Origin of the sequence: Hydrogenophaga sp. (assembly GCF_041913525.1) — a bacterium.
In the GTDB taxonomy this organism is placed as follows: Bacteria; Pseudomonadota; Gammaproteobacteria; order Burkholderiales; family Burkholderiaceae_C; genus Hydrogenophaga.
Genome location: NZ_JAYSFD010000002.1, coordinates 358,180 through 378,565 on the forward strand (window position 1 = coordinate 358,180; position 20,386 = coordinate 378,565).

At 61.7% G+C, this 20,386-nt stretch carries 20 protein-coding genes and 1 tRNA gene; 19 read left to right on the forward strand and 2 right to left on the reverse strand.

What is annotated here, in order from left to right; all coding sequences use genetic code 11:
* From ACE3RQ_RS04630 to ACE3RQ_RS04690, 13 genes are all read left to right on the forward strand, one after another.
* Window positions 1–1,083, forward strand: coding sequence for a DUF4043 family protein (locus tag ACE3RQ_RS04630; protein WP_374520380.1), 1,083 nt, complete (start codon window positions 1–3; stop codon window positions 1,081–1,083).
* A 49-nt stretch (window positions 1,084–1,132) separates the two neighbouring features.
* A complete protein-coding gene (locus tag ACE3RQ_RS04635) occupies window positions 1,133–1,780 on the forward strand; it encodes a hypothetical protein (RefSeq protein WP_374520382.1) in 648 nt (215 codons plus the stop codon).
* Window positions 1,780–3,177 (forward strand): packaged DNA stabilization protein, encoded by a 1,398-nt coding sequence (locus tag ACE3RQ_RS04640; RefSeq protein WP_374520383.1) that lies wholly within the window; start codon window positions 1,780–1,782, stop codon window positions 3,175–3,177. Before ACE3RQ_RS04635 ends, ACE3RQ_RS04640 begins: the two co-directional genes overlap by 1 nt.
* Window positions 3,174–3,425: a hypothetical protein gene (locus ACE3RQ_RS04645; RefSeq protein ID WP_374520385.1), complete on the forward strand. Its 252-nt coding sequence runs from the start codon at window positions 3,174–3,176 to the stop codon at window positions 3,423–3,425. The genes ACE3RQ_RS04640 and ACE3RQ_RS04645 overlap by 4 nt, the downstream gene beginning before the upstream one ends.
* Complete coding sequence (locus ACE3RQ_RS04650) at window positions 3,425–3,742, forward strand: hypothetical protein (protein WP_374520387.1); 318 nt, start codon at window positions 3,425–3,427, stop codon at window positions 3,740–3,742. Before ACE3RQ_RS04645 ends, ACE3RQ_RS04650 begins: the two co-directional genes overlap by 1 nt.
* Window positions 3,729–4,562: a hypothetical protein gene (locus ACE3RQ_RS04655; protein ID WP_374520389.1), complete on the forward strand. Its 834-nt coding sequence runs from the start codon at window positions 3,729–3,731 to the stop codon at window positions 4,560–4,562. Before ACE3RQ_RS04650 ends, ACE3RQ_RS04655 begins: the two co-directional genes overlap by 14 nt.
* A 9-nt stretch (window positions 4,563–4,571) precedes the next feature.
* Window positions 4,572–5,840 (forward strand): hypothetical protein, encoded by a 1,269-nt coding sequence (locus ACE3RQ_RS04660; RefSeq protein WP_374520391.1) that lies wholly within the window; start codon window positions 4,572–4,574, stop codon window positions 5,838–5,840.
* 3 nt (window positions 5,841–5,843) lie between these two features.
* A complete protein-coding gene (locus ACE3RQ_RS04665) occupies window positions 5,844–7,652 on the forward strand; it encodes a hypothetical protein (RefSeq protein ID WP_374520392.1) in 1,809 nt (602 codons plus the stop codon).
* Window positions 7,653–7,830: 178 nt separating this feature from the next.
* Window positions 7,831–8,985, forward strand: coding sequence for a phage tail protein (locus ACE3RQ_RS04670; protein WP_374520394.1), 1,155 nt, complete (start codon window positions 7,831–7,833; stop codon window positions 8,983–8,985).
* A gap of 57 nt (window positions 8,986–9,042) precedes the next feature.
* Entirely contained in the window at window positions 9,043–10,965 is a 1,923-nt protein-coding gene (locus tag ACE3RQ_RS04675; protein WP_374520396.1) for a glycosyl hydrolase family 28-related protein, read from the forward strand.
* 63 nt (window positions 10,966–11,028) lie between these two features.
* Entirely contained in the window at window positions 11,029–11,232 is a 204-nt protein-coding gene (locus ACE3RQ_RS04680; RefSeq protein WP_374520398.1) for a hypothetical protein, read from the forward strand.
* On the forward strand, window positions 11,229–11,708 hold the full coding sequence (locus ACE3RQ_RS04685; protein WP_374520399.1) for a glycoside hydrolase family 108 protein: 480 nt from the start codon (window positions 11,229–11,231) through the stop codon (window positions 11,706–11,708). The genes ACE3RQ_RS04680 and ACE3RQ_RS04685 overlap by 4 nt, the downstream gene beginning before the upstream one ends.
* The gene (locus tag ACE3RQ_RS04690) at window positions 11,705–12,106 is read left to right on the forward strand and encodes a 3TM-type holin (RefSeq protein WP_374520401.1); all 402 of its coding nucleotides are present in this window, start codon (window positions 11,705–11,707) and stop codon (window positions 12,104–12,106) included. The genes ACE3RQ_RS04685 and ACE3RQ_RS04690 overlap by 4 nt, the downstream gene beginning before the upstream one ends.
* A gap of 122 nt (window positions 12,107–12,228) precedes the next feature.
* On the opposite strand, the gene ACE3RQ_RS04695 is transcribed toward ACE3RQ_RS04690, so the two are convergent.
* Window positions 12,229–12,315, reverse strand: a tRNA-Leu gene (locus ACE3RQ_RS04695).
* 36 nt (window positions 12,316–12,351) lie between these two features.
* On the opposite strand from ACE3RQ_RS04695, the gene cysM reads away from it, so the two are divergent.
* From cysM to ACE3RQ_RS04715, 4 genes are read left to right on the forward strand one after another with little or no spacing between them, the layout of a single operon-like run.
* Complete coding sequence (gene cysM, locus ACE3RQ_RS04700; protein WP_374520403.1) at window positions 12,352–13,254, forward strand: cysteine synthase CysM; 903 nt, start codon at window positions 12,352–12,354, stop codon at window positions 13,252–13,254.
* A 12-nt stretch (window positions 13,255–13,266) separates the two neighbouring features.
* Window positions 13,267–13,806 (forward strand): NUDIX domain-containing protein, encoded by a 540-nt coding sequence (locus ACE3RQ_RS04705; RefSeq protein WP_374520404.1) that lies wholly within the window; start codon window positions 13,267–13,269, stop codon window positions 13,804–13,806.
* A gap of 30 nt (window positions 13,807–13,836) precedes the next feature.
* Complete coding sequence (locus tag ACE3RQ_RS04710; protein WP_374520406.1) at window positions 13,837–14,064, forward strand: sulfurtransferase TusA family protein; 228 nt, start codon at window positions 13,837–13,839, stop codon at window positions 14,062–14,064.
* A 20-nt stretch (window positions 14,065–14,084) separates the two neighbouring features.
* A complete protein-coding gene (locus tag ACE3RQ_RS04715) occupies window positions 14,085–15,128 on the forward strand; it encodes an NAD(P)-dependent oxidoreductase (RefSeq protein ID WP_374520408.1) in 1,044 nt (347 codons plus the stop codon).
* Window positions 15,129–15,209: 81 nt separating this feature from the next.
* Here the strand turns inward: ACE3RQ_RS04715 and ACE3RQ_RS04720 are convergent, their stop codons facing one another.
* On the reverse strand, window positions 15,210–18,092 hold the full coding sequence (locus tag ACE3RQ_RS04720) for a valine--tRNA ligase (RefSeq protein WP_374520410.1): 2,883 nt from the start codon (window positions 18,090–18,092) through the stop codon (window positions 15,210–15,212).
* Between the two features lie 275 nt (window positions 18,093–18,367).
* On the opposite strand from ACE3RQ_RS04720, the gene ACE3RQ_RS04725 reads away from it, so the two are divergent.
* On the forward strand, window positions 18,368–18,790 hold the full coding sequence (locus tag ACE3RQ_RS04725; RefSeq protein WP_374520412.1) for a rubrerythrin family protein: 423 nt from the start codon (window positions 18,368–18,370) through the stop codon (window positions 18,788–18,790).
* Window positions 18,791–19,034: 244 nt separating this feature from the next.
* A complete protein-coding gene (locus ACE3RQ_RS04730; protein ID WP_374520414.1) occupies window positions 19,035–20,384 on the forward strand; it encodes a (Fe-S)-binding protein in 1,350 nt (449 codons plus the stop codon).
* Window positions 20,385–20,386: the final 2 nt, after the last annotated feature.

Below are 20,386 nucleotides of genomic sequence, written 5' to 3' on the forward strand. Positions count from 1 at the left end.
ATGGCTCTGACCACCGCCGCAACCGGCCTCACCCCAAAGCAATGGGACGATCAGTTCTTCGCTGAATACGTCCGCGACTCTCGTTTCTTCCCCTACGAGGGCACCGACGAGAACTCCGTCATCCAGGTCAAGGAAAACCTGACCAAATCGCGTGGCGACACCATTTACTTCGCACTCGCCAACCGCCTCTCTGGCGCTGGCGTGACCGGCAATACCTTGCTGGAGGGTGCCGAGGAAAAGATGAACACCCGCGAGTTCGGCCAAGTGGTGCAGACGTACCGCAACGCCGTTGCTGTGACGGGCCACGACGAGCAGCTTTCGGCCATTGACCTGCGCAACGCTGGCAAGTCGATGCTCAAGCTGTGGGCGATGGAACTCAAGCGCAACCAGATCATCGCGGCCCTGGCCTCGATTGATGGTGTGGCCTTCGGTTCTGCCAACGCTGCTGCCCGCAACGCCTGGACCGCCCGCAACTCCGACCGCGTGCTGTTCGCCAAAACCAGCAACTACAACGCCACCCACAAGACCGCGATTGACGCCATCGTGGCGGCTGACACCTTCACGGCTTCCAAGGTCTCGCTGATGAAGCGAATCGCCCAACGAGCCACCCCGAAGATCAAGCCGATCCGCGTGAACGGTGACCGCGAATACTTCGTGGCCTTCGCCAACTCGCTGGCCTTCCGTGACCTGGCCAACGACAGCGCCATGCAGCAAGCGAACCGTGAGGCTCGTGAGCGCAACGTGTCGGCCAACCCGATCTTCCAAGGCGGCTCGCTGATCTATGACGGCGTGGTCATCGTGGAAGTGCCGGAAATCGACACCCTGAACTTCACCAACGCGAACGCCGCCCCGACCGCCGTGGGTCCGGTGTTCCTGTGTGGTGCTCAGGCTCTGGGTGTGGCGATGGCGAAGCGTCCGCGCTCCACCACCGATGTGCGCGACTACGGTTTCGTGCAGGGTGTTGGCATCCAGATGATGCACGGCATCGGCAAGGCCATCTTCGACACCTCTGTCGCGAACGATGGTTCGGCCAACAAGGACCACGGCGTCGTGACCGGCTGGTTCTCGGCTGTGGCTGACTGATGAAACGGGAGGGGCCTCGGCCTCTCCCTTTCTTTTTTAGGGACGGCAAATGTCGATTGTTACCCCAACCCTCTCGGGCATCCCGGACATGACGGGCGCGAAGTTTGTCGAGCTTGTCTTGCGAAAGCTCGGCGCCCTGTCCGCTGGTGAAAGCGTGTCCGCTGAGGACTATGCCGACACCAAAGCCTTGATTGATGCGTCCATGAAGGCGATGCACATCGACGGCCTTTTGTGGTGGGCAGTGAAGATTGAGGACGTGGCGTTTACCGGCTCTTTGGCTTCCAAGCCTGCGGATTGTGCCGTGTGCGTTTACGCCAGTTGGAACGGCAGGCCGGTGCGCTTTGCCGAGCGCGTCGAATACGAGCGCATGCAAGACAAGACCGAAACAGGAACCCCAGAAATCGTCGTTGACGATGGGGCGAACCTGATCCTCTACCCAGTTCCTGACTCTGGGAGCCTGCGCCTGGCCTACCAGCGCGAGTTGCTGTCGGTGTCCCCCGGCCTTCCGATGGACGTTCCGCCCCGCTTGGTGCGTTCGTTGATTGACTACATGGCCTACGAGATTGAGCCGTGGTTTGAGGTTTCGCAGTCCAAGCAAGCCCGCATCGTGTCAGATGGTCAACGCGCCTATCTGACCTTGCGAAAAGGATCGGCGCAAACCGCTGAGCCCGGCCCCACTGAGGTGGAGTATTTCTGATGCTCAACCCTGTGCCGCTCTTTGGGCTTGGCAATCAGGCCCGCTCGGTCAAGGCCAGCGCACAAGACCGGCTCAACCTCTATGTAGAGGTGAACAGCGATGCTGAAAAGCACGTCCTCACCTACTACCCCTGCCCTGGGCTGGTGTCTGTTCTGAACCTCGGCAGCTTCCCGGCGCGTGGCGCGTATCAGTTGGGTGGCTACATGTATGTGGTCATCAGAAACAAGCTGGTGAGGATCGCCAACGACTTCACCACATCAGAGATGGGGACGCTCGACACCACGGATGGTCGGGTGGACATGGCCGACAACGGTACTCAGATCATCCTTGTGGATGGCCCAAACGGCTACATCCTGACGATTGCAACCAGCGTGTTTGCCAAGATTACGGACGTTGACTTCCCAGGTGGGTCCACCGTCACATTCCTAAATCAGCGGTTTGTAGTGAGCCAGCCAGACACGGGCAAGTTCTTTTGTTCGGCCCTGCTCGATGGGTCATCCTGGGATGCGCTGGACTTCGCCACCGCTGAAAGCGACCCAGACAACTTGGTTCGGGTGATGGCTGATGGTGGGCAGCTCTACACCTTCGGGGAGAAATCCACCGAGATTTGGGGCGACTCTGGCGCTGCTGACTTCCCGTATGCGAAGGTCGGCGGAGGTGCTGTTGAGTGGGGCCTTGCTGCTCGGTGGAGCCTCGTTAAATACGCCGACTCGATGGCGTTCTTGCGCAAGAACCGGCTCGGCCAAGTACAAGCCTGCTTGATGGCTGGGGGCCAGGCTGTGCCGATCAGTACCCCACAGGTTGAAGCCGAGTTCACCAGGTACGGTGATGTGAGCAACGCGACAGGATTGGCCTACATGCTCAACGGCCACGCGTTCTACCAGGTCAATTTTCCCTCTGAGGGCGTGACATGGGAGTACGACAGTCAGAGCAAAGAATGGCACCGCAGGAAGTCCGGCAGCGGTCGGCATCGGGCAGAGATCGGCTTGCAGTTGCTTGGCAACTTCTACGCCACCGACTACGAGAACGGCAAGGTCTACCGAATCGACCAAGACACCTACACCGATGACGGCCAGGCGATTGCGCGTGAGTTCACCAGCCGTCACCAGAGCGCAGGCGATTACCTGCACCTGCCCGAACTCTGGATCGAGATGGAAACGGGCGTTGGGACTCAGCAGGGCCAAGGGCAGAACCCGCAAGTGATGCTGCAAGTCTCCCGCGATGGTGGCAAGACCTACGGCAACGAGATGGCCCGCCCAATTGGCAAGGTCGGGCAGTACCTTTCGCGGGCGAAGTGGAATCGCCTTGGCCGTGCGCGTGACTGGGTGTTCAAAGTCCGTGTGACTGACCCGGTGAAAGTTGTGTTCACGCACGCATGGGGGAGGTTCACGCGATGAGCTTCGCAGTCCCAAACACCTACGCCATGACCGGGCCGGATGGCCGACCGACTGCGACTTGGGCGCAGTGGACAACCCGAATCAACCAGATCGCCAACAGCCTGCAAACCAGCGGGGCAACTGCTGAACGACCTTCTACTGGTCTTTGGATTGGCCGCATGTTCTTCGATTCCACGCTTGGTAAGCCGGTGTGGGTCAAGAGCGTAAAGCCTGCGGTCTGGGTTGATGCGTCCGGCGCTGTCGTCTGATGCGAGAGCTGCTTCCTGAAGGCTGGGCCGTCATTGACGTGATCCGGGAAGGAGAGGTTGTCGGCTTCTTCTGCACCAAGGGCAACGAAATCCACTGCTGGCGCGAAGCCTCTCACGCTGGACGATGGCTGACTAGGCAAGACATTGAACGGCTGACGCGGCCACTTTTTGAGCAGTACGGCCACATCACAACCAAGGTTCGGGCAAACAACGCCACGGGCCAACGATTCGTCACTCGGTTGGGGTTTGTTGAAACCCGCCGAGACGAGCATTTGATTCACTACGAGTGCAAGAGGCTACGACATGCGCGACTTTGACCCAACCGCTTCCGAGTTCATCTCGTCTGGCTATCTTGAGCGAAGCCGCCCAGGTGGTGTGCTGTACGACATTGGCTCTGTCGTCGGCGCTGTAGCTGGGCCGCTGATCGGGGGCATCATCGGTGGAGATGCCGCAGGCGATGCAGCCGCCACCCAAGCCGCCGCCGCTGACCGTGCGACCCAGTTGCAGAAGGAGATGTTCGACAAGCAGGTCGATCTACAAGCCCCGTTCCGTGAAGCTGGGCTCACTGCAAACAACCGCTTGATGCAGTTGCTTGGCCTGACTGAAGGTGGTGCCGAAAACGGCTCACTGATGCAGAACTTCGGCATGGATCAATTCCAGGCTGATCCGGGCTATCAGTTCCGCATGGATGAGGGCATGCGGGCGCTGGAAGGCTCGGCGGCTGCGCGTGGTGGCTTGCTGTCTGGTGCGGCGATGAAGGCCATCCAGAAGTACGGGCAGGGTGTTGCCTCTCAGGAGTACGGCAACGCCTACGGGCGATACACAGCCGACCAGACGAACCGATACAACCGCCTTGCGGGGTTGGTGAACACCGGCATGGGTGCGACCAACCAGACGAGCAACGCGGCGGCCAACTTCGCCAACAACGCCAGCTCCAACATCATCGGCGCGGGCAACGCAGCGGCAGCGGGCCAGGTAGGTGCGGCAAATGCCTTGGTCGGAGGCATCAACAGCGGGATCAACGCATACCAGAACAACCAACTGATGCAGATGATCCAGCAGCCTAGCCCGTCGCTGGCGGGCTACACGCCGACTACGAATTTCAACGTCACGCCGGCCAATTACTCGCTGTACTGAGGATCGCACATGGCACAAATCGACTCCCGCATTGCGCTGGGCTTCCAGCCTCAGACGCAGCTTGAGAACCCGGTCAACCAACTGGCGAAGATTCTGCAAGTGCAGAACATGCAGCAGGAAGGCCAGTTCAACCGCCTGAAGATGGAAGATGCGCTCACCGCGCGCGACAAGCAAAACCGGCTGACCTCTTTGCTTTCCAGCGAGTACGCCAAGCCAGAAGATCGGGAAAACGCCCTCATGCGAGGCGGCTTTCTGAATGAAGCCCGAGACCTTCGCAAAGGCCGCATGGAGGAAAGCAAGTCGGCGGCTGAGATGGAGAAAACCCGATTGGCGTCTGCGCGTGAAAAGCTGACGTTCCTTGGTCAATTGGCTGGCGGCATCAAAGACCAAGCCAGCTACGACCAAGCCAAATCGCTGGCAGCAGCTCAAGGCATTGATGTGTCCAGTTTCCCGCCTCAGTACGACCCAGCCATCATTCAGAACTTCCAAGCCCAGTCCATGACCGCGCTTGAGCGCATGAACCAAGAGTGGAAGCAAAAAGGCTATGACCTTGATGTGCGCCGTCAGACCGAGACCGAGCGCAACAACCAAGTGCAGAACAGCATTTCGCGTGGGCAGTTGGGTGTTTCGCAAGCAAACCTCGGCCTGCGCCGTCAGGAGCTGGAACTCAGCCAAAGCGCGCCAAAGGGACAGTTCATCCAAACCGAGCAGGGCTATGTGTTGGCCGACCCACGCACTGGCACGGTTCAGCCTGTCATTGGGCCAGATGGCAAGCCACTGCAAGGCAAGGCAGCGACCAAGAACCTTACCGAAGGTCAGGCAAAAGCCAACCTTTTTGGTTCGCGCATGGTGGAGTCCGACCGCATCTTGTCTGAGCTTGGAAACGACTACTCGCCAGCCGCCATCGGTGCCAAGGCGGCAGCAGAAAAAACACCGCTGGTCGGTGGTTTGCTGGGAGTCGGCGCGAACGCATTGCTGGGCGAGAAATCGCAGAAGGCGGAGCAAGCGCAGCGAGACTTCATCAACGCTGTTCTACGTCGCGAATCCGGCGCGGTGATTGCCGACAGCGAGTTTGACAACGCCCGAAAGCAGTATTTCCCGCAGCCCGGCGACTCCAAGGCCGTGATCGAGCAGAAGGCCAGAAACCGTCAGACCGCCATTCAAGGCATGGCGGCAGAAATCCCGGGTGGCCTGCGTTCAGTGCCTACGCTTACCAATCCAGGCGCTTCGTCCTCCCCGCCAGCGCAGGGCGGCTTCAAGATTCTTTCTGTGGAGTGATGCATGCCCATCTACACCCTTGAAGGCCCTGACGGGAAGAAGTACCGCATTGAAGGCCCGGAAGGCGCAACGGCTGAACAACTCGCGGCAGTGATCCAAGGCGGAAACTCAAAAGAGCAACGCGTAGCGGCCCAGCGCGAGGCCGACCGCAAGACCTACGACCCAACCAACGGCATGAGCGGAACTGAAAAGTTTCTTGCTGGTGTCGGCAAGGCCATGACGGACGTTGCACGAGGTGCCGGCCAGATGGTGGGCTTGGTGGATCGCGCAGACGTCGCAGAGTCTCGCCAACGTGACGCGGCTTTGATGAACACCGGGGCTGGTATCGCGGGCAATGTGCTTGGAAATGTTGCCGCACTGGCTCCGACCGCATTCATCCCAGGTGCCAACACGATTGCCGGGTCTGCTGTCATCGGGGCTGGCGCAGGACTTTTGCAGCCTTCTGAGAGCACTGGCGAGACCGTGCGAAACGTCGCGATTGGCGGTGCTATTGCCCCTGCTGCAATCATGGCAGGGCGAGCCATCAAAGCCGGCGCAGAGGGCTTGGGAGCGGTGCGAGACACCTTCACTCGCGCTGGCCAAGACAGGATCGCTCGCGACGTGCTTCGCGCTTCTGCAACCAATGCCGATGATGCGATCCGAAATCTTCAGACTGCGCGCCCTCTTGTCCCTGGGAGCCAGCCTACTGCGGCGCAAGTAGCACGCGATCCGGGTTTGGCCCAGCTTGAGCGAACCATGCTCAACAACCCAGAAATGGCCGCCCCGCTACAGCAGCGTTACATGGCGCAACAGGCTGCTCGCAACCAAGCTGTTCGCAATGTGGCCGGGACTGATGATTACTACAACGCGATCCGCGAAGGGCGACGCATCTTTGCGAACGAGGATTATGCGCGGGCACTGAACCAAGGCATTGATCCACAAATGGCAGAGGCTTTGGCCCCTCAGATGCAAAGCCTTATGTCTCGCCCATCTATTCAGGAGGCTCAAGCGGTAGCTCGTAGGCTGGCAGCAGAGAGTGACCAGGCGATTGATGACTTCGGCTCTTTGCAGGGGTTGGATTGGCTGAAGAAAGCCCTTGACAATCAGATCAGCCGGGCATCTGGCCCAGGATCATCCATTGGACGCCAAGAACTTCGCGCCCTGATGCAGACCCGTGACGACCTCATGGCGACGCTTGATGACCTCGCTCCAGGCTACCGGGCTGCAAACGAGAACTATGCGGCCATGTCAAGACAGGTCAACAGCATGGATGTGGCCCGCGATCTTTTGCGGCGCTATGAGCATGTGTCGGCCCAATATGGCAACAACTCAAAGGAAATGGCGAACGCCTACCAGCGAGCTTTGTCAGACGCTACCAGCTCAGTTCGTCGTCAGACCGGAATGGATGTTCCGTTGGAGAAAGTGATGAACACGGCTGACATCGACGCGCTTGAGAGTGTCGCCCGTGATCTGGCTAGGAAACAGTTCGCCCAAGAGGCAGGGAAGGCGGTTGGGTCAAACACCGCTCAGAACATGGTCAGCCAAAACATGCTTCGCAGGTTCCTTGGTCCGACTGGTCTTCCCGAGGGGCTTGTGGACAACACCGTGTTGAACACGCTGTTACGCCCGGTGGAGTTCGCTGGGCGATTGGCTACCCCAAACATTCAAAGCCGCTTGGCGGAAATGATGCTTGACCCGCAGGCTACGGCGGCGGCTTTGCAGACGGCCAGGACTTTCCAAGCCCCTGCTGCAAACGGTAACGCTCTGCTACGTATGGCGACGCAGCCCGCGCTTCTGACTGGCGGTTTTGCTGCCAATCGGCCTCAGCAGTAAACGTTTCCATCTTCCTTCCGGCATCCATCGCTGCACTGCTAGACGAGCTGGCAGGCAGATCAGAACGGCCACCGCTAAGTAAACGAATGGCCGGATAAAGACCGCAAGAGCAAAACTCATCCCGAAATTTTAGGGCCTCACCCTCACAGGTGGGGCCTTTTCTTTTGGAGCACTCCAAATGCCCTTTTTCCTAAGCCCCATCGCAAACGACCAGATTTTCGACAGCGCGGGCGATCCGCTGGTCGGCGGTCAGGTTGAGACCTACCTTGCAGGGTCCAGCACCCCGGCTGCAACCTACACCTCGGATACGGGTCTGGTGCAGAACGGGAACCCGATCATCTTGAACGCGCTGGGGTATGCGCCTAACGCGGTCTGGCTCTCCAGTGGGGTGGCGTACAAGATCATCATCAAGAACGCCGATGGGGCGGTGCTGAGGACCATCGACAACGTGGCCGGCATCAACGACGCCTCCGTGAGTCAGTCGCAGTGGGTGCAGTCTGGCCTCACGCCTACGTACATCAGCGCAACATCGTTCAGTTTGGTAGGTGACCAAACCGCCATCTTCCAAGTAGGCCGGCGTTTGGAAACCCTGAACACCTCTGGCCTGATCTATTCGACCATCGACACGTCCACTTTCGCTGCTGGCGTCACGACCATAACTTTGGTGAACGACTCGGGCACTTTGGACTCTGGGCTCACCCAGGTTTCATACGGCCTTCTCTCGGCTGATAACTCGTCTTTCCCGTTCGCTTTGCTTGGCCCGGCGAACACCATTGCGCTCAGTGATGACGGCACGACGAACGCAGCGCACTACCTGACCTTCGCAGATGGAACGGCTGGGCAAGAGAACCTGAAGACGGACACCGCAAAGCTGGCATACAACCCAAGCACTGGCGACCTCACCGGACAAGCTCAGGTTGGCGATGTGAAGTACACCGCCCGCAACACCGCCCCGGCTGGCTGGCTAAAGGCAAACGGTGCGGCTGTGTCCCGCACGACCTACGCTGCGCTATTTGCCGCCATCGGCACCACCTACGGGTCGGGGAACGGTTCCACCACCTTCAACCTACCAGACCTGCGAGGCGAGTTCATCCGGGGCTGGGATGACGCACGCGGGGCTGACCCTGGCCGTGTTTTCGGAAGCTTCCAGAGTGGTGACATTCAAAGTCACGCACACGGCATAACCAATATGCGCGTGGCCGGATCAGGTGTTTCGTCCGGAGTAAACATTGCTCCGTATGAGGCTGCAGGCGGAACTGTTGTCACCACTACATCAGGCGGCACAGAAACACGCCCTCGCAACGTCGCCCTTTTGGCCGTCATCAAGTATTGACCAAACCCCCACCCAAACCAAACCCGCTTCGGCGGGTTTTTTCATTTCTGAGGTGCTATGCAAAGCTACACGAACAACGTGCAGGACCGACAAGGTAATGCAATCGCAGGGGCGCAAGTGCTTGTGCTAAAGGATGGGGCGGCGGCTGTCATTTACTCTGACAACGGCATCACGCCTGCGACCAATCCTCTGACGACTGATGCCAATGGCTCCTTTACGTTCTACGGCCCAACCGGGAACTACAGCCTGACCATCACGTCGCCAAAACTCCCTGGCCCGGTGGAGTACGTCGGCATTCCGATCATTGACCCGGATGATTTTGACTTCACGCTGCGCGATGACTTGGCAAGCGAGGCGGCGGGCAGTGGCTCTGAGTTGGTAGCTTACACCCCGACTGGCACCGGCGCGGTCGCCACCACGGTGCAGACCAAGTTGCGCGAGTTCGTGAGCGTGAAGGACTTTGGTGCGGTAGGCGATGGCGTGACGGATGACACTGCGGCCTTTCAAGCAGCTCTCAATCACGCCGCCTCGACCGGCCTTGGTCGGGTTGTTGGCGAGGCTGGGAAGATCTACAACTGCGGCTCTATCAGTGCAGCCTGCGGGGTGACTTTCGACGGCAACGGCTGCACGGTCCGGGCAACCGGAGCTTCTTGGCTGGCTTTTTCCAGTGGCGCGGCCTTCTCTGCCTCCGCCGTCAAGAACGTCAAGCTGCGACCGACCCTGGCTCCCTCTGCCGGGTCTTACGGCATCAAGTTCTCATCGCCAGCCAACAACACCCACCGCACCATCACCATTGAGAACGTGCTGGTCGTTGGCGATGACGAGCTTTCCATTGGCTCGTATGGGTTTGAGAAGTACGTACAACTGGAAAACGCCCACTACCCGACCATTCGAGAACTGCGCGTCAGTGGAACTTACAACCCGCTCGCGGTAGGCCCCGGCCCTTCGGGTCAGTTCGTGACCATCGGCGTGTCGCTTGAGACCCAAACGATTGGTACGGTAATTGACCACTGCCGCTTCGGCGGGGTGCACACAGGCGTCAAAGCCTCGACCGTGCAACAAGAAGGCATCAACATCATCGCTTGCGAGGCGGTGGGTGTGCGCGATGGCTACGATCTGCGGTCGTCCTCGTTTGGCGGCCCCGGTGTTTGGCTGCTCAACTGCCATACCAACGCCACGCGCAAAGGCTTCGATCTCGGTTTTCGCACCGATGTTTCCCTGGTCAATTGCACGGCGTACCGCTCTGACGTGCTTTTCGATGAGGCCTGGATCGGGTTTGACTTCGAATCTGTGTTTGGCGGCCGTATCACGACCAGCACGGTGGTGAACTCCATTGTCACCGGGGCCAACGACAGCACCGCCTATCGCTTCCTGAACTCATCAGGTGTGACCGGTTCGTCAAACGAAGTACGCAACGCCATGCGCGGCGTGGTGCTTGAGGGCGGCTGCTCTGACATTTCGTTCGACAGCACGGGGTTCTATGGCACCTCAGACTACTCTACCACTGTCTTTCAAACCGCTGCGTCGGATGCCGATGTGTACCTGGGCCAGCACAACATCGTCGCTACCTGGTCGAATCCCTATGTGATTGCGACCTTCAAAGACAGCATCGTCATTGATTACGGGCGCCCGAACTACAACCGAATCGTTAGTGCGAGTCCGACCTCTACCACAACGTACACCTTGACCCCCGGCGCAAGCCCGCAGCACTGGCGCATTGCTGTTGGCGTTGGCGCCGGTGCTTATGACGTCAACGTGGACCTGTCAAAAACAGGCGCCCGAGATGGCGACTACTTTGATTTCTATTTGAACCTTCCGGGTGCTGCTGACCGTCGTGTCGTGTTCAGGGATGGGGCTGGAGGTTCGGCAATTGTGACGGTGGCCTCCGCTACCTCGAAACGGTACGGCGCGCGTTTTGTGTTCAACCGTATTTCAAACGCGTGGCAAGCCGCGTGGATCAACGAGAGCGTGTTCATCTGACACCATAGCCAACGACCTCCTGTTCCAACTCGACGCCGCTGCGCAGCGCGTGAAAGGACTGACATGACAGATGCCAACTTCACCCAACTGACCGAATCCCAGATCGACGAAATTGCGGAGAGGGCGGCAGAAAAAGCCGTCGCAAAGCTGACTGAGCAGGTTTACCGAGAGGTCGGGAAAAACGTGGTTCAGAAGTTTGTCTATGTCGTTGGAGCATCGTCCATCGCGCTGTTCCTGTGGCTTCAGTCCAAGGGGCTCATCAAATGACCTTTGACCAGGCATTTCACCGGCTTCTCGGGCATGAGGGGTCTTACAGCAGTCACCCCTCAGACCCCGGTGGCGAGACCATGTGGGGCGTCACCATCAAGGTCGCCCGCGCTCACGGCTACAACGGGCCAATGGCCGAGCTTCCGGTGAGCACGGCAAAAGCCATCTACCGCGATCTGTACTGGGACGCGGTGAGGGCCGACGAGATGCCCGAAGCCATCCGCTATCCGCTGTTTGACGCGGCGGTGAACTCCGGTGTTCGGCAGTCCGTGAAGTGGCTGCAATCGGCCATCGGTGCGTCGATTGATGGTGCCATCGGCCCGCAAACCATGCGCCTGGTCAACGAAGCCAACCCCGATCAAGTGGTGCGCAAGATGGTTGGGGAACGACTGCGATTCATGGCCGGCCTGTCCACCTGGCCAGCATTCTCGCGTGGCTGGACCCGCCGACTGGCTGACATTCTGGAGACAGCATGAACCCTTTGCTTTTGGGCTCAGTCTTTGAGCTTGGCGAGAAGATCATTGACCGCCTGTTTCCAGACCCGGCACAGAAGGCGCAGGCCGAGCTAGAGCTGTTGAAGCTCACCCAGTCAGGAGACCTGCAAACCACCCTGGCGCAACTTGAGATCAACGCAAAAGAGGCTGCGCACCCGTCCGTGTTTGTCGCGGGATGGAGGCCATTCGTAGGTTGGTCGTGCGGTGTTGGTCTGGTCTATGCCACGGTCGGGCACAACCTGCTTGTGTGGCTGGCGCAGGCCAAAGGCTGGCCTGCTCCCCCGGCTGTGGATGCTGATTTGCTGGTCTACACCCTGGGCGGCCTTCTCGGTATCGGTGGTCTGCGCACCTTGGAGAAGGTCAAAGGCGTTTCCAAGTGAGCAGCCGCTTACTGTGATAGCCGGCCAGGTTTCTGGCGATCAAAGCGGAAAGCGCGGCGGAACGATAGCGGAAATGATCGTTCTTTGTCAGTAGCCACTTACGCCAAAACGCTTGTGTTTACTGGTGCCGGAGGCCGGAATCGAACCGGCACGTTGTTTCCAACGGCAGATTTTGAATCTGCTGCGTCTACCAATTTCGCCACTCCGGCAGGAGGGGAAGTCCTAAATTATGGCACAGTGCCAGCATGAACTACCCGACCATTGAGGACGCCATCGGCCGTACGCCCCTGGTGGCATTGCAACGAATCGGCGCTGCTGATAACGCACGCCGTGGCAACGTGATTCTGGGCAAGCTCGAAGGCAACAACCCGGCGGGCTCCGTGAAAGACCGACCGGCGCTGTCGATGATCCGCCGCGCCGAAGAGCGCGGCACCATCAAGCCCGGCGACACCCTGATCGAGGCCACTTCTGGCAACACCGGCATCGCGCTGGCCATGGCCGCCGCGATCAAGGGCTACCGCATGGTGCTGATCATGCCGGAGGACCTGTCCATTGAACGCGCTCAGACCATGAAGGCCTTCGGTGCCGAACTCATCCTGACCCCCAAGAGTGGCGGCATGGAGTTCGCGCGCGACCTGGCCGACAAGATGGTGTCAGAGGGCAAGGGCGTGGTGCTCGACCAGTTCGCCAACCCCGACAACCCCCGCATCCATTACGAAACCACCGGCCCCGAGCTGTGGGAGCAGACCGGCGGGCGCATCACCCACTTCGTCAGCGCCATGGGCACCACCGGCACCATCACCGGCGTCTCGCGCTTTCTGAAAGAGAAGAACCCGGCGATCCAGATCATCGGTGCCCAGCCCAGCGAGGGCTCGCGCATTCCGGGCATCCGCAAGTGGCCGCAAGAGTATCTGCCCAAGATCTACGACCCCAGCGCCGTGGACCAACTGGTCTATGTGGACCAGTCCGAGGCAGAAGAGATGGCCCGGCGCCTGGCCCGGGAAGAGGGCATCTTCGCCGGCATCTCGGCCGCGGGCGCCTGCTGGGTGGCCCAGCAGATCGCGGCCCAGGTGGAGAACGCCACCATCGCCTTCGTGGTCTGCGACCGGGGCGACCGCTACCTGTCCACCGGCGTCTTCCCGGCCTGAGCGGCGCCGCGCATGTCCAGCGCCTACCGCTTCTGCCCATCCTGCGCCTCACCGCTGGAACTGCGAGCCCAGGCTGAGGACAGCGGCATGGTGCAGCGCTTGCGCTGCACCGACTGCGACTTCACGCACTGGAACAACCCCACGCCAGTGCTGGCAGCCATTATTGAGCGCAATGGCGAGCTGCTGCTGGCGCGCAACGCGGCCTGGCCTGGGCGATTTTTCGGCCTCATCACCGGCTTCATGGAAGCGGGCGAATCGCCAGAAGACGGCATCCGCCGCGAAATTGCCGAGGAAACGGCGCTGCAGACCCAGTCCCTGAGTCTGGTGGCGGTGCACGATTTCCAGCGCATGAACCAGGTGATCATCACCTACCACGCGGTGGTCACCGGCGAGGTGTCTCTTTCCCCTGAATTGGTTGAGTACAAATGGATTGCACCCAATCAAGTGCGTTGTTGGCGTGCGGGCACAGGCCTGGCCCTGGCTTCGTGGCTTAGGTCACGGGGCATAGAGCCCACCTTTTTGGACGATGCGCGACCGGCCACTGGCGCATAGAATCAGCCAACTTTTGAGAACTTTTTTGCCATGACCGCTGACCAAGAACTCGACGCGCGGGGCCTGAACTGCCCTCTGCCCATTCTCAAGGCCAAGAAGGCCTTGGCCAACATGAACAGTGGCCAGACCCTGAAGGTGATCGCCACTGACGCGGGCTCGGTTCGCGACTTCCAAGCCTTCGCCAAGCAGACCGGCAACGACTTGGTGGCGCAGGAAACGGTGGGCAGCGAGTTCATCAGCGTGCTGCGGCGGCGCTGAGCATTCAAGGTCTGGGTGCCATGGAAGTCCTGCTGGTCGATCCCCTGGTTCCCGAGGCCCTGGCGTGGCTGCAGGAGCGCCACGTCGTCACGTATTTGCCCGAGTTGGGCGATGACCCGCAGGCACTGCGCAAGGCGATAGCGCCTTGCCGCGCCCTCGTGTTGCCGCCGCACGTGGTGGTGTCGCGCGAGTTTCTTGAACACGCCCCCAAGCTGGAGGTCATTGCCCGGTTGCAGGCCTCGGCCGACAACACCGACCTGGACGCCTGCGCCCGCCGCAACATCAAGGTGCTGCAGGCACGCAGCGCTACGCTGCGCTCCAACGCCGAGTACCTGCTCTATGGCCTGTTGATGCTGTACCGGCGGGGCATGGTCAGTGCCCTGTTGGGGCGCCGGCTGGGCCAGGTTCGCATGGGCCGTGAACTGGGTGGCAGCACCATTGGCCTGCTGGGCTTGGCACCGGTGGCCCACACGCTGGCGCCCATGCTGCGTTGCCTGGGCGTTCGCCTGCTGGGCTACGACCCGGCGGTGCACCACGCGGCCGATCTCTGGAAGCAGTTGCAGGTGGAGCCGGTGCCGGTGGACGAGTTGCTGGCCCAGTCAGACGCCATTTCGCTGCAGATGGTCTACGCCTCGCGCTTCAAGGGCTTCATCAACGAGCGCCTGCTCAACCACTGCAAGCCTGGCCAGTTGTGGGTGGGCGTGAGCCGCAGTGCCTTGTTCGAGCCCGAAGCCCTGGCACTGGCCTTGTGCGATGGCCGCATCGACGCCTGCCTGCTTGACGGCGCGAACCCGCAATTTGTGGCCCCGGGCTCGCCGCTGCACGGCATTCCCAACCTGCACCTCACGCCGCGTTTGGGCTCGCACACCCGCGAGGCCAAGCTGCGTTCCAGCTGGTACGTGGCCCACCGCATTCACGAATGTTTGACGCCGTCCGAGGCCCGCCGCGAGGCGGCGAACAGCGACTTTTCGGTGTTTGACCCGGCGTTCGACGACTCGGTGCCGATGGACCCGCAGACCATCACGCCCTCGCAGTGGGGCGGTCTGTCGGCGCTGCGGCGCTGAGTCCGCACCTTCGGCGACTGTCGTCGCCACCAAGCAAAACGCCCCGGTCACCCGGGGCGTTTGCATTGGAGGGAGCGCCGATCAGGCGCCCAGACGGGCGAGCTGTTCGCGCACCTTCTGCAGCGTGGCGCCGAAGTCGGCCACGCGCTTTTTCTCTTGCTCAATCACGGCGGCCGGTGCACGGGCCACGAAGGACTCGTTGCCCAGCTTGCCTTGGGCCTTGGCGATTTCGCCTTCCAGGCGGGTGGCTTCCTTGGTCAGGCGGGCCTTCTCCGCCGCCACGTCGATTTCCATGTAAAGGCACAGGCGCACATCGCCCACCACCGCCACGGGGGCGGATTGCGCGGCGGCGGCCCAGCTGGCTTCGTCATCGAACACCTTCACCTCGCTGAGCTTGGCCAGGGCCTGCAGCACGGGGGCGGCGCTGCGCATGAAGGCGGCGTCGCCCAAGGCGTACAGCGGCAGGCGGGTGGCGGGCGAGGTGCCCAGCTCGCCGCGCAGGGTGCGGCAGGCGTCCACCAGCGACTTCAGCCGCGCCACGTGCGCCTCGGCGGCCTCGTCGATACGCTCGGGTTGGCTCACCGGGTAGGCGGCCACGCTCACCGAATCGCCCGAGCGGCCGGCCACGGGGGCCACCTTCTGCCACAGCTCTTCGGTGATGAAGGGGATGATGGGGTGGGCCAGGCGCAGCAGGGTTTCCAGCGTGCGGATCAGGGTGCGGCGGGTGGCGCGCTGTTGTGCGGCGTCGCCGGTGTTGATCTGCACCTTGGCGATTTCCAGGTACCAGTCGCAGAACTCGTTCCAGACGAAGTCGTAAATGGCATTGGCGACAAAGTCCAGGCGGTACTCGGCGAAGCCCTTGGCCACCTCGGCTTCCACGCGCTGCAGGGCGGACACGATCCAGCGGTCGGCCTGGCTGAAGCTCAGGTAGCCGTGGAAGGGCTGGCCCACGGCGCATTCGTCCTTGGTGTGTTCTTTGAGGCCGCAGTCGTGGCCTTCGCAGTTCATCAGCACGAAACGGGTGGCGTTCCAGAGCTTGTTGCAGAAGTTGCGGTAGCCCTCGCAGCGCTTGCTGTCGAAGTTGATGCTGCGGCCCAGCGAGGCGAGTGCCGCGAAGGTGAAGCGCAGCGCGTCGGCGCCGTAGGCGGGAATGCCCTCGGGGAATTCCTTCTCGGTCTGCTTGCGCACCTTGGGCGCGGTCTCGGGCTTGCGCAGGCCGGTGGTGCGCTTGTCCAGCAGCGGGGCCAGTGCAATGCCGTCGATCAGGTCCACCGGGTCGAGCACGTTGCCTTCGGACTTGCTCATCTTCTTGCCTTGTGCGTCGCGCACCAGGCCGTGGATGTACACGTGCTTGAACGGCACGCGGCCGGTGAAGTGCGTGGTCATCATGATCATCCGGGCGACCCAGAAGAAGATGATGTCGTAGCCCGTGACCAGCACGCTGCTGGGCAGGTAGAGGTTGAAGTCGTCGGTGGCGGCGTCGGTCTGGTTCGGCCAGCCCATGGTCGAGAACGGGACCAGGGCCGAGGAGTACCAGGTGTCGAGCACGTCGGGGTCGCGCGTGAGGGTCTTGCCCGGCGCCTTGGCCTGGGCCTCGGCCTCGTTGCGGGCCACGATGACATGGCCGTCTTCGTCGTACCAGGCGGGAATCTGGTGGCCCCACCAGAGCTGGCGCGAGATGCACCAGTCCTGGATGTTGTTCATCCACTGGTTGTAGGTGTTGACCCAGTTCTCGGGCACAAAGCTCACCTCACCGGACTGCACGGCGTCGATGGCTTTTTGCGCGATGCTCTTGCCGGTCGCGTCGCCTTGGCCCACTTGATTCATGGCGACGAACCACTGGTCGGTCAGCATGGGCTCGATCACCTGGCCGGTGCGGGCGCAGCGCGGCACCATGAGCTTGTGCTTCTTGGTCTCCACCAGCAGGCCGGCGGCCTCCAGGTCGGCCACCACGGCCTTGCGGGCCACGAAGCGGTCAAGGCCGCGGTATTTCTCGGGCGCGTTGTCGTTGATGGTGGCGTCTAGCGTGAGCACGCCGATGATGGGCAGGCCGTGGCGCTGGCCCACCGCGTAGTCGTTGGTGTCGTGGGCCGGGGTGACCTTCACCACGCCGGTGCCGAAGGCGCGGTCGACGTAGGCGTCGGCGATCACCGGGATTTCGCGGTCACACAGCGGCAGCTTCACGCTCTTGCCCACCAGGTGGGTGTAGCGCTCGTCCTCGGGGTGCACCATCACGGCCACGTCGCCCAGCAGGGTCTCGGGGCGGGTGGTGGCCACGGTGAGGGCGCCCGAACCGTCGGCCAGCGGGTAGCTGATGTGCCAGAGGAAGCCGTCTTCTTCTTCGCTCTCCACTTCCAGGTCGGACACGGCGGTCTTGAGCACCGGGTCCCAGTTCACCAGGCGCTTGCCACGGTAGATGAGGCCTTGCTCGTACAGGCGAACGAAGGTCTCGGTGACCACGCCCGAGAGCTTCTCGTCCATGGTGAAGTACTCGCGGTCCCAGTCCACGCTGTCGCCCATGCGGCGCATCTGGGTGGTGATGGTGTTGCCGCTCTTTTCCTTCCACTCCCACACCTTCTGCGTGAAGGCCGGGCGGCCCAGGTCGTGGCGGCTGATGCCTTGCTCTTGCAGTTGGCGTTCCACCACGATCTGGGTGGCGATGCCCGCGTGGTCGGTGCCCGGTACCCAGACGGTGTTGGCGCCCATCATGCGGTGGTAGCGCGTGAGGCTGTCCATGATGGTCTGGTTGAAGGCGTGGCCCATGTGCAGCGTGCCGGTGACGTTGGGCGGCGGGAGCTGGATGCAGAAGGAGGGCGCGTCGGCTTGGGGCTGGCCGGTGCCACGCACGCCGGCGCGGCCATAGCCGCGCTGCTCCCATTCGGGGCCCCAGCGGGCCTCCAGCGGGGCGGGTTCGAACGATTTGGCGAGGGCCGCAAGGCCGGGTTGCTGCAGGGTATCGGTCATGGGGGGTGTGCCGGGGTGGCGGCGGTGCCATGCACAGGCACCGCCAGGGGAGGCAGAAAGACCGCGAATTTTATTCGACCACCCCTGGGGGCATGGGTCGCGGGTCTGGGCGAATCGGTGACCCGAGGGTTATAGCCAATCCCAATGCGCCGCATAGTCCAGAACAATTAGACGGCGGTCTGCCCTGCGCTTAACGTCTGCGTGCCTCAACGGGCGCGGCACCGGGCCAGGGCGGCCGGTTGAGCGGTTCTTCAACCCACGTGAAGGAGATAACGATGGCTGTGTTGAAAGGTTCCAAGACCGAGCAGTGCCTGAAAGAGGCGTTTGCCGGCGAGTCGCAGGCGAATCGCCGCTACCTGTACTTCGCGAACAAGGCCGATGTGGAAGGCCAGAACGACGTGGCCGCGCTGTTCCGCTCCACCGCCGAAGGCGAAACCGGCCACGCCCACGGCCACCTGGAGTTTCTGGAGCAGTCGGGTGACCCGGCCACCGGCCTGCCGATCGGCTCTACCCGCCAGAACCTGATGTCGGCTGTGGCGGGTGAAACCCACGAGTACACCGACATGTACCCCGGCATGGCCAAGACGGCGCGCGAGGAAGGCTTTGACGAAATCGCCGACTGGTTCGAGACCCTGGCCAAGGCCGAGCGCTCGCACGCCAACCGCTACCAGAAGGCGCTGAACGAGCTGGTTGACTGACCCACCCCTGCCGCGCTGCGCGCGACCCCCTCAAGGGGGCAACGCCTGCGGCCCGGCAGAGCCGGTTCCGCGGCGTTCTCGATGCACTCCCCCTCTGGCGGGGGTGTTCTTGTCAGTGCCCAGGTGCTTGCTTGCCGCTGGGCACTGACAAGAGCACACGATAGAGCCCACGAGTTCCCAAGCAGGAGACGACGCTTGGCGCGATCACCTTCGCCACAGAGCGTGACCACAAGAAGGAGTGCCCATGGCCAGAGAAGGCAACCTGGAGGCGCCCACGCGCCACCCCCTGGATTGGCAGAACCCCGACTTTTACGACGAGGCCAAGTGCTTCGACGAGTTGGAGCGCATCTTCGACATCTGCCACGGGTGTCGCCGCTGCGTGAGCCTGTGCGGCAGCTTCCCCACGCTGTTTGACCTGGTGGACGAGTCGTCCACCATGGAAGTGGACGGCGTGAAGAAGGAGGACTACTGGAAGGTGGTGGACCAGTGCTACATGTGCGACCTCTGCTACATGACCAAGTGCCCTTACACGCCGCCGCACGAGTGGAACCTGGATTTCCCGCACACCATGCTGCGGGCCAAGGCCATCAAGTTCAAGAAGGGTGAGGTCAAGACCAGCGAGAAGTTGCTGGCGTCCACCGACCTGCACGGCTCGTTCGCCGGCATTCCCATCGTGGTGCAAGTGGCCAATGCGGTGGCGCACAACAAAACCGCGCGCCATTTGATGGAGAACACGTTGGGTGTGGACGAGAACGCCTGGCTGCCCGAGCTGGCCAGCAAGCGCTTCCGCTCGGCTGCGCCCGACTCGCAGGCGCAGCAGGTGGTGGACGGTGAGCGCACACCGGGCAAGGTGGCGATTTTTTCCACCTGCTACATCAACTACAACGAGCCGGGCATCGGCCTGGACCTGCTCAAGATCCTCGACCACAACGGCATTGCGTACACCATCGTCGAGAAAGAGAAGTGCTGCGGCATGCCCAAGCTGGAACTGGGCGACCTGGACTCGGTGCGCCAGGCCAAGGAGGCCAACATTCCGGTGCTGGCCAAGTACGCGCGCGATGGCTTTGCCATCCTGGCCGCGGTGCCCAGTTGTGCGCTGATGTTCAAACAAGAGATTCCGCTGATGTTTCCCCGCGACGCCGACACCCAGTTGGTGAAAGACGCGATGTGGGACCCGTTCGAGTACCTCATGGCCCGCAAGCGCGACGGCCTGCTCAAGACTGAGTTTCCCCAGGCCCTGGGCAACATCAGCTACCAGGTGCCATGCCACGGCCGGGTGCAGAACATTGGCAAGAAGACCGAGGAAATGCTGAAGATGGTGCCGGGCACCACGGTGAACACCATCGAGCGCTGCTCGGGCCACGCCGGCACCTTTGGCGTGAAGAAGGCTTACCACCAGCAGGCCATGAAAATCGGCAAGCCGGTGTTCAAGGCCATGGCCACCATGAAGGACGGCAGCAAGCCCGACTTCATCAGCTCTGACTGCCCGCTGGGCGGCCACCACATCGCCCAGGGCTTTGAGGTCAATGGCCTGGGCGCCCCTGAGCTGCAGCACCCGCTGAGCCTGGTGGCCAAGGCCTACGGCCTGAAATGACC

Excerpts from the sequence above, each read along its gene's own strand:
- ACE3RQ_RS04630 (WP_374520380.1), top strand. The coding sequence starts at position 1 with ATGGCTCTGACCACCGCCGCAACCGGCCTCACCCCAAAGCAATGGGAC.
- ACE3RQ_RS04635 (WP_374520382.1), top strand. The coding sequence starts at position 1,133 with ATGTCGATTGTTACCCCAACCCTCTCGGGCATCCCGGACATGACGGGC.
- ACE3RQ_RS04640 (WP_374520383.1), top strand. The coding sequence starts at position 1,780 with ATGCTCAACCCTGTGCCGCTCTTTGGGCTTGGCAATCAGGCCCGCTCG.
- ACE3RQ_RS04645 (WP_374520385.1), top strand. The coding sequence starts at position 3,174 with ATGAGCTTCGCAGTCCCAAACACCTACGCCATGACCGGGCCGGATGGC.
- ACE3RQ_RS04650 (WP_374520387.1), top strand. The coding sequence starts at position 3,425 with ATGCGAGAGCTGCTTCCTGAAGGCTGGGCCGTCATTGACGTGATCCGG.
- ACE3RQ_RS04655 (WP_374520389.1), top strand. The coding sequence starts at position 3,729 with ATGCGCGACTTTGACCCAACCGCTTCCGAGTTCATCTCGTCTGGCTAT.
- ACE3RQ_RS04660 (WP_374520391.1), top strand. The coding sequence starts at position 4,572 with ATGGCACAAATCGACTCCCGCATTGCGCTGGGCTTCCAGCCTCAGACG.
- ACE3RQ_RS04665 (WP_374520392.1), top strand. The coding sequence starts at position 5,844 with ATGCCCATCTACACCCTTGAAGGCCCTGACGGGAAGAAGTACCGCATT.
- ACE3RQ_RS04670 (WP_374520394.1), top strand. The coding sequence starts at position 7,831 with ATGCCCTTTTTCCTAAGCCCCATCGCAAACGACCAGATTTTCGACAGC.
- ACE3RQ_RS04675 (WP_374520396.1), top strand. The coding sequence starts at position 9,043 with ATGCAAAGCTACACGAACAACGTGCAGGACCGACAAGGTAATGCAATC.
- ACE3RQ_RS04680 (WP_374520398.1), top strand. The coding sequence starts at position 11,029 with ATGACAGATGCCAACTTCACCCAACTGACCGAATCCCAGATCGACGAA.
- ACE3RQ_RS04685 (WP_374520399.1), top strand. The coding sequence starts at position 11,229 with ATGACCTTTGACCAGGCATTTCACCGGCTTCTCGGGCATGAGGGGTCT.
- ACE3RQ_RS04690 (WP_374520401.1), top strand. The coding sequence starts at position 11,705 with ATGAACCCTTTGCTTTTGGGCTCAGTCTTTGAGCTTGGCGAGAAGATC.
- cysM (WP_374520403.1), top strand. The coding sequence starts at position 12,352 with ATGAACTACCCGACCATTGAGGACGCCATCGGCCGTACGCCCCTGGTG.
- ACE3RQ_RS04705 (WP_374520404.1), top strand. The coding sequence starts at position 13,267 with ATGTCCAGCGCCTACCGCTTCTGCCCATCCTGCGCCTCACCGCTGGAA.
- ACE3RQ_RS04710 (WP_374520406.1), top strand. The coding sequence starts at position 13,837 with ATGACCGCTGACCAAGAACTCGACGCGCGGGGCCTGAACTGCCCTCTG.
- ACE3RQ_RS04715 (WP_374520408.1), top strand. The coding sequence starts at position 14,085 with ATGGAAGTCCTGCTGGTCGATCCCCTGGTTCCCGAGGCCCTGGCGTGG.
- ACE3RQ_RS04720 (WP_374520410.1), bottom strand. The coding sequence starts at position 18,092 with ATGACCGATACCCTGCAGCAACCCGGCCTTGCGGCCCTCGCCAAATCG.
- ACE3RQ_RS04725 (WP_374520412.1), top strand. The coding sequence starts at position 18,368 with ATGGCTGTGTTGAAAGGTTCCAAGACCGAGCAGTGCCTGAAAGAGGCG.
- ACE3RQ_RS04730 (WP_374520414.1), top strand. The coding sequence starts at position 19,035 with ATGGCCAGAGAAGGCAACCTGGAGGCGCCCACGCGCCACCCCCTGGAT.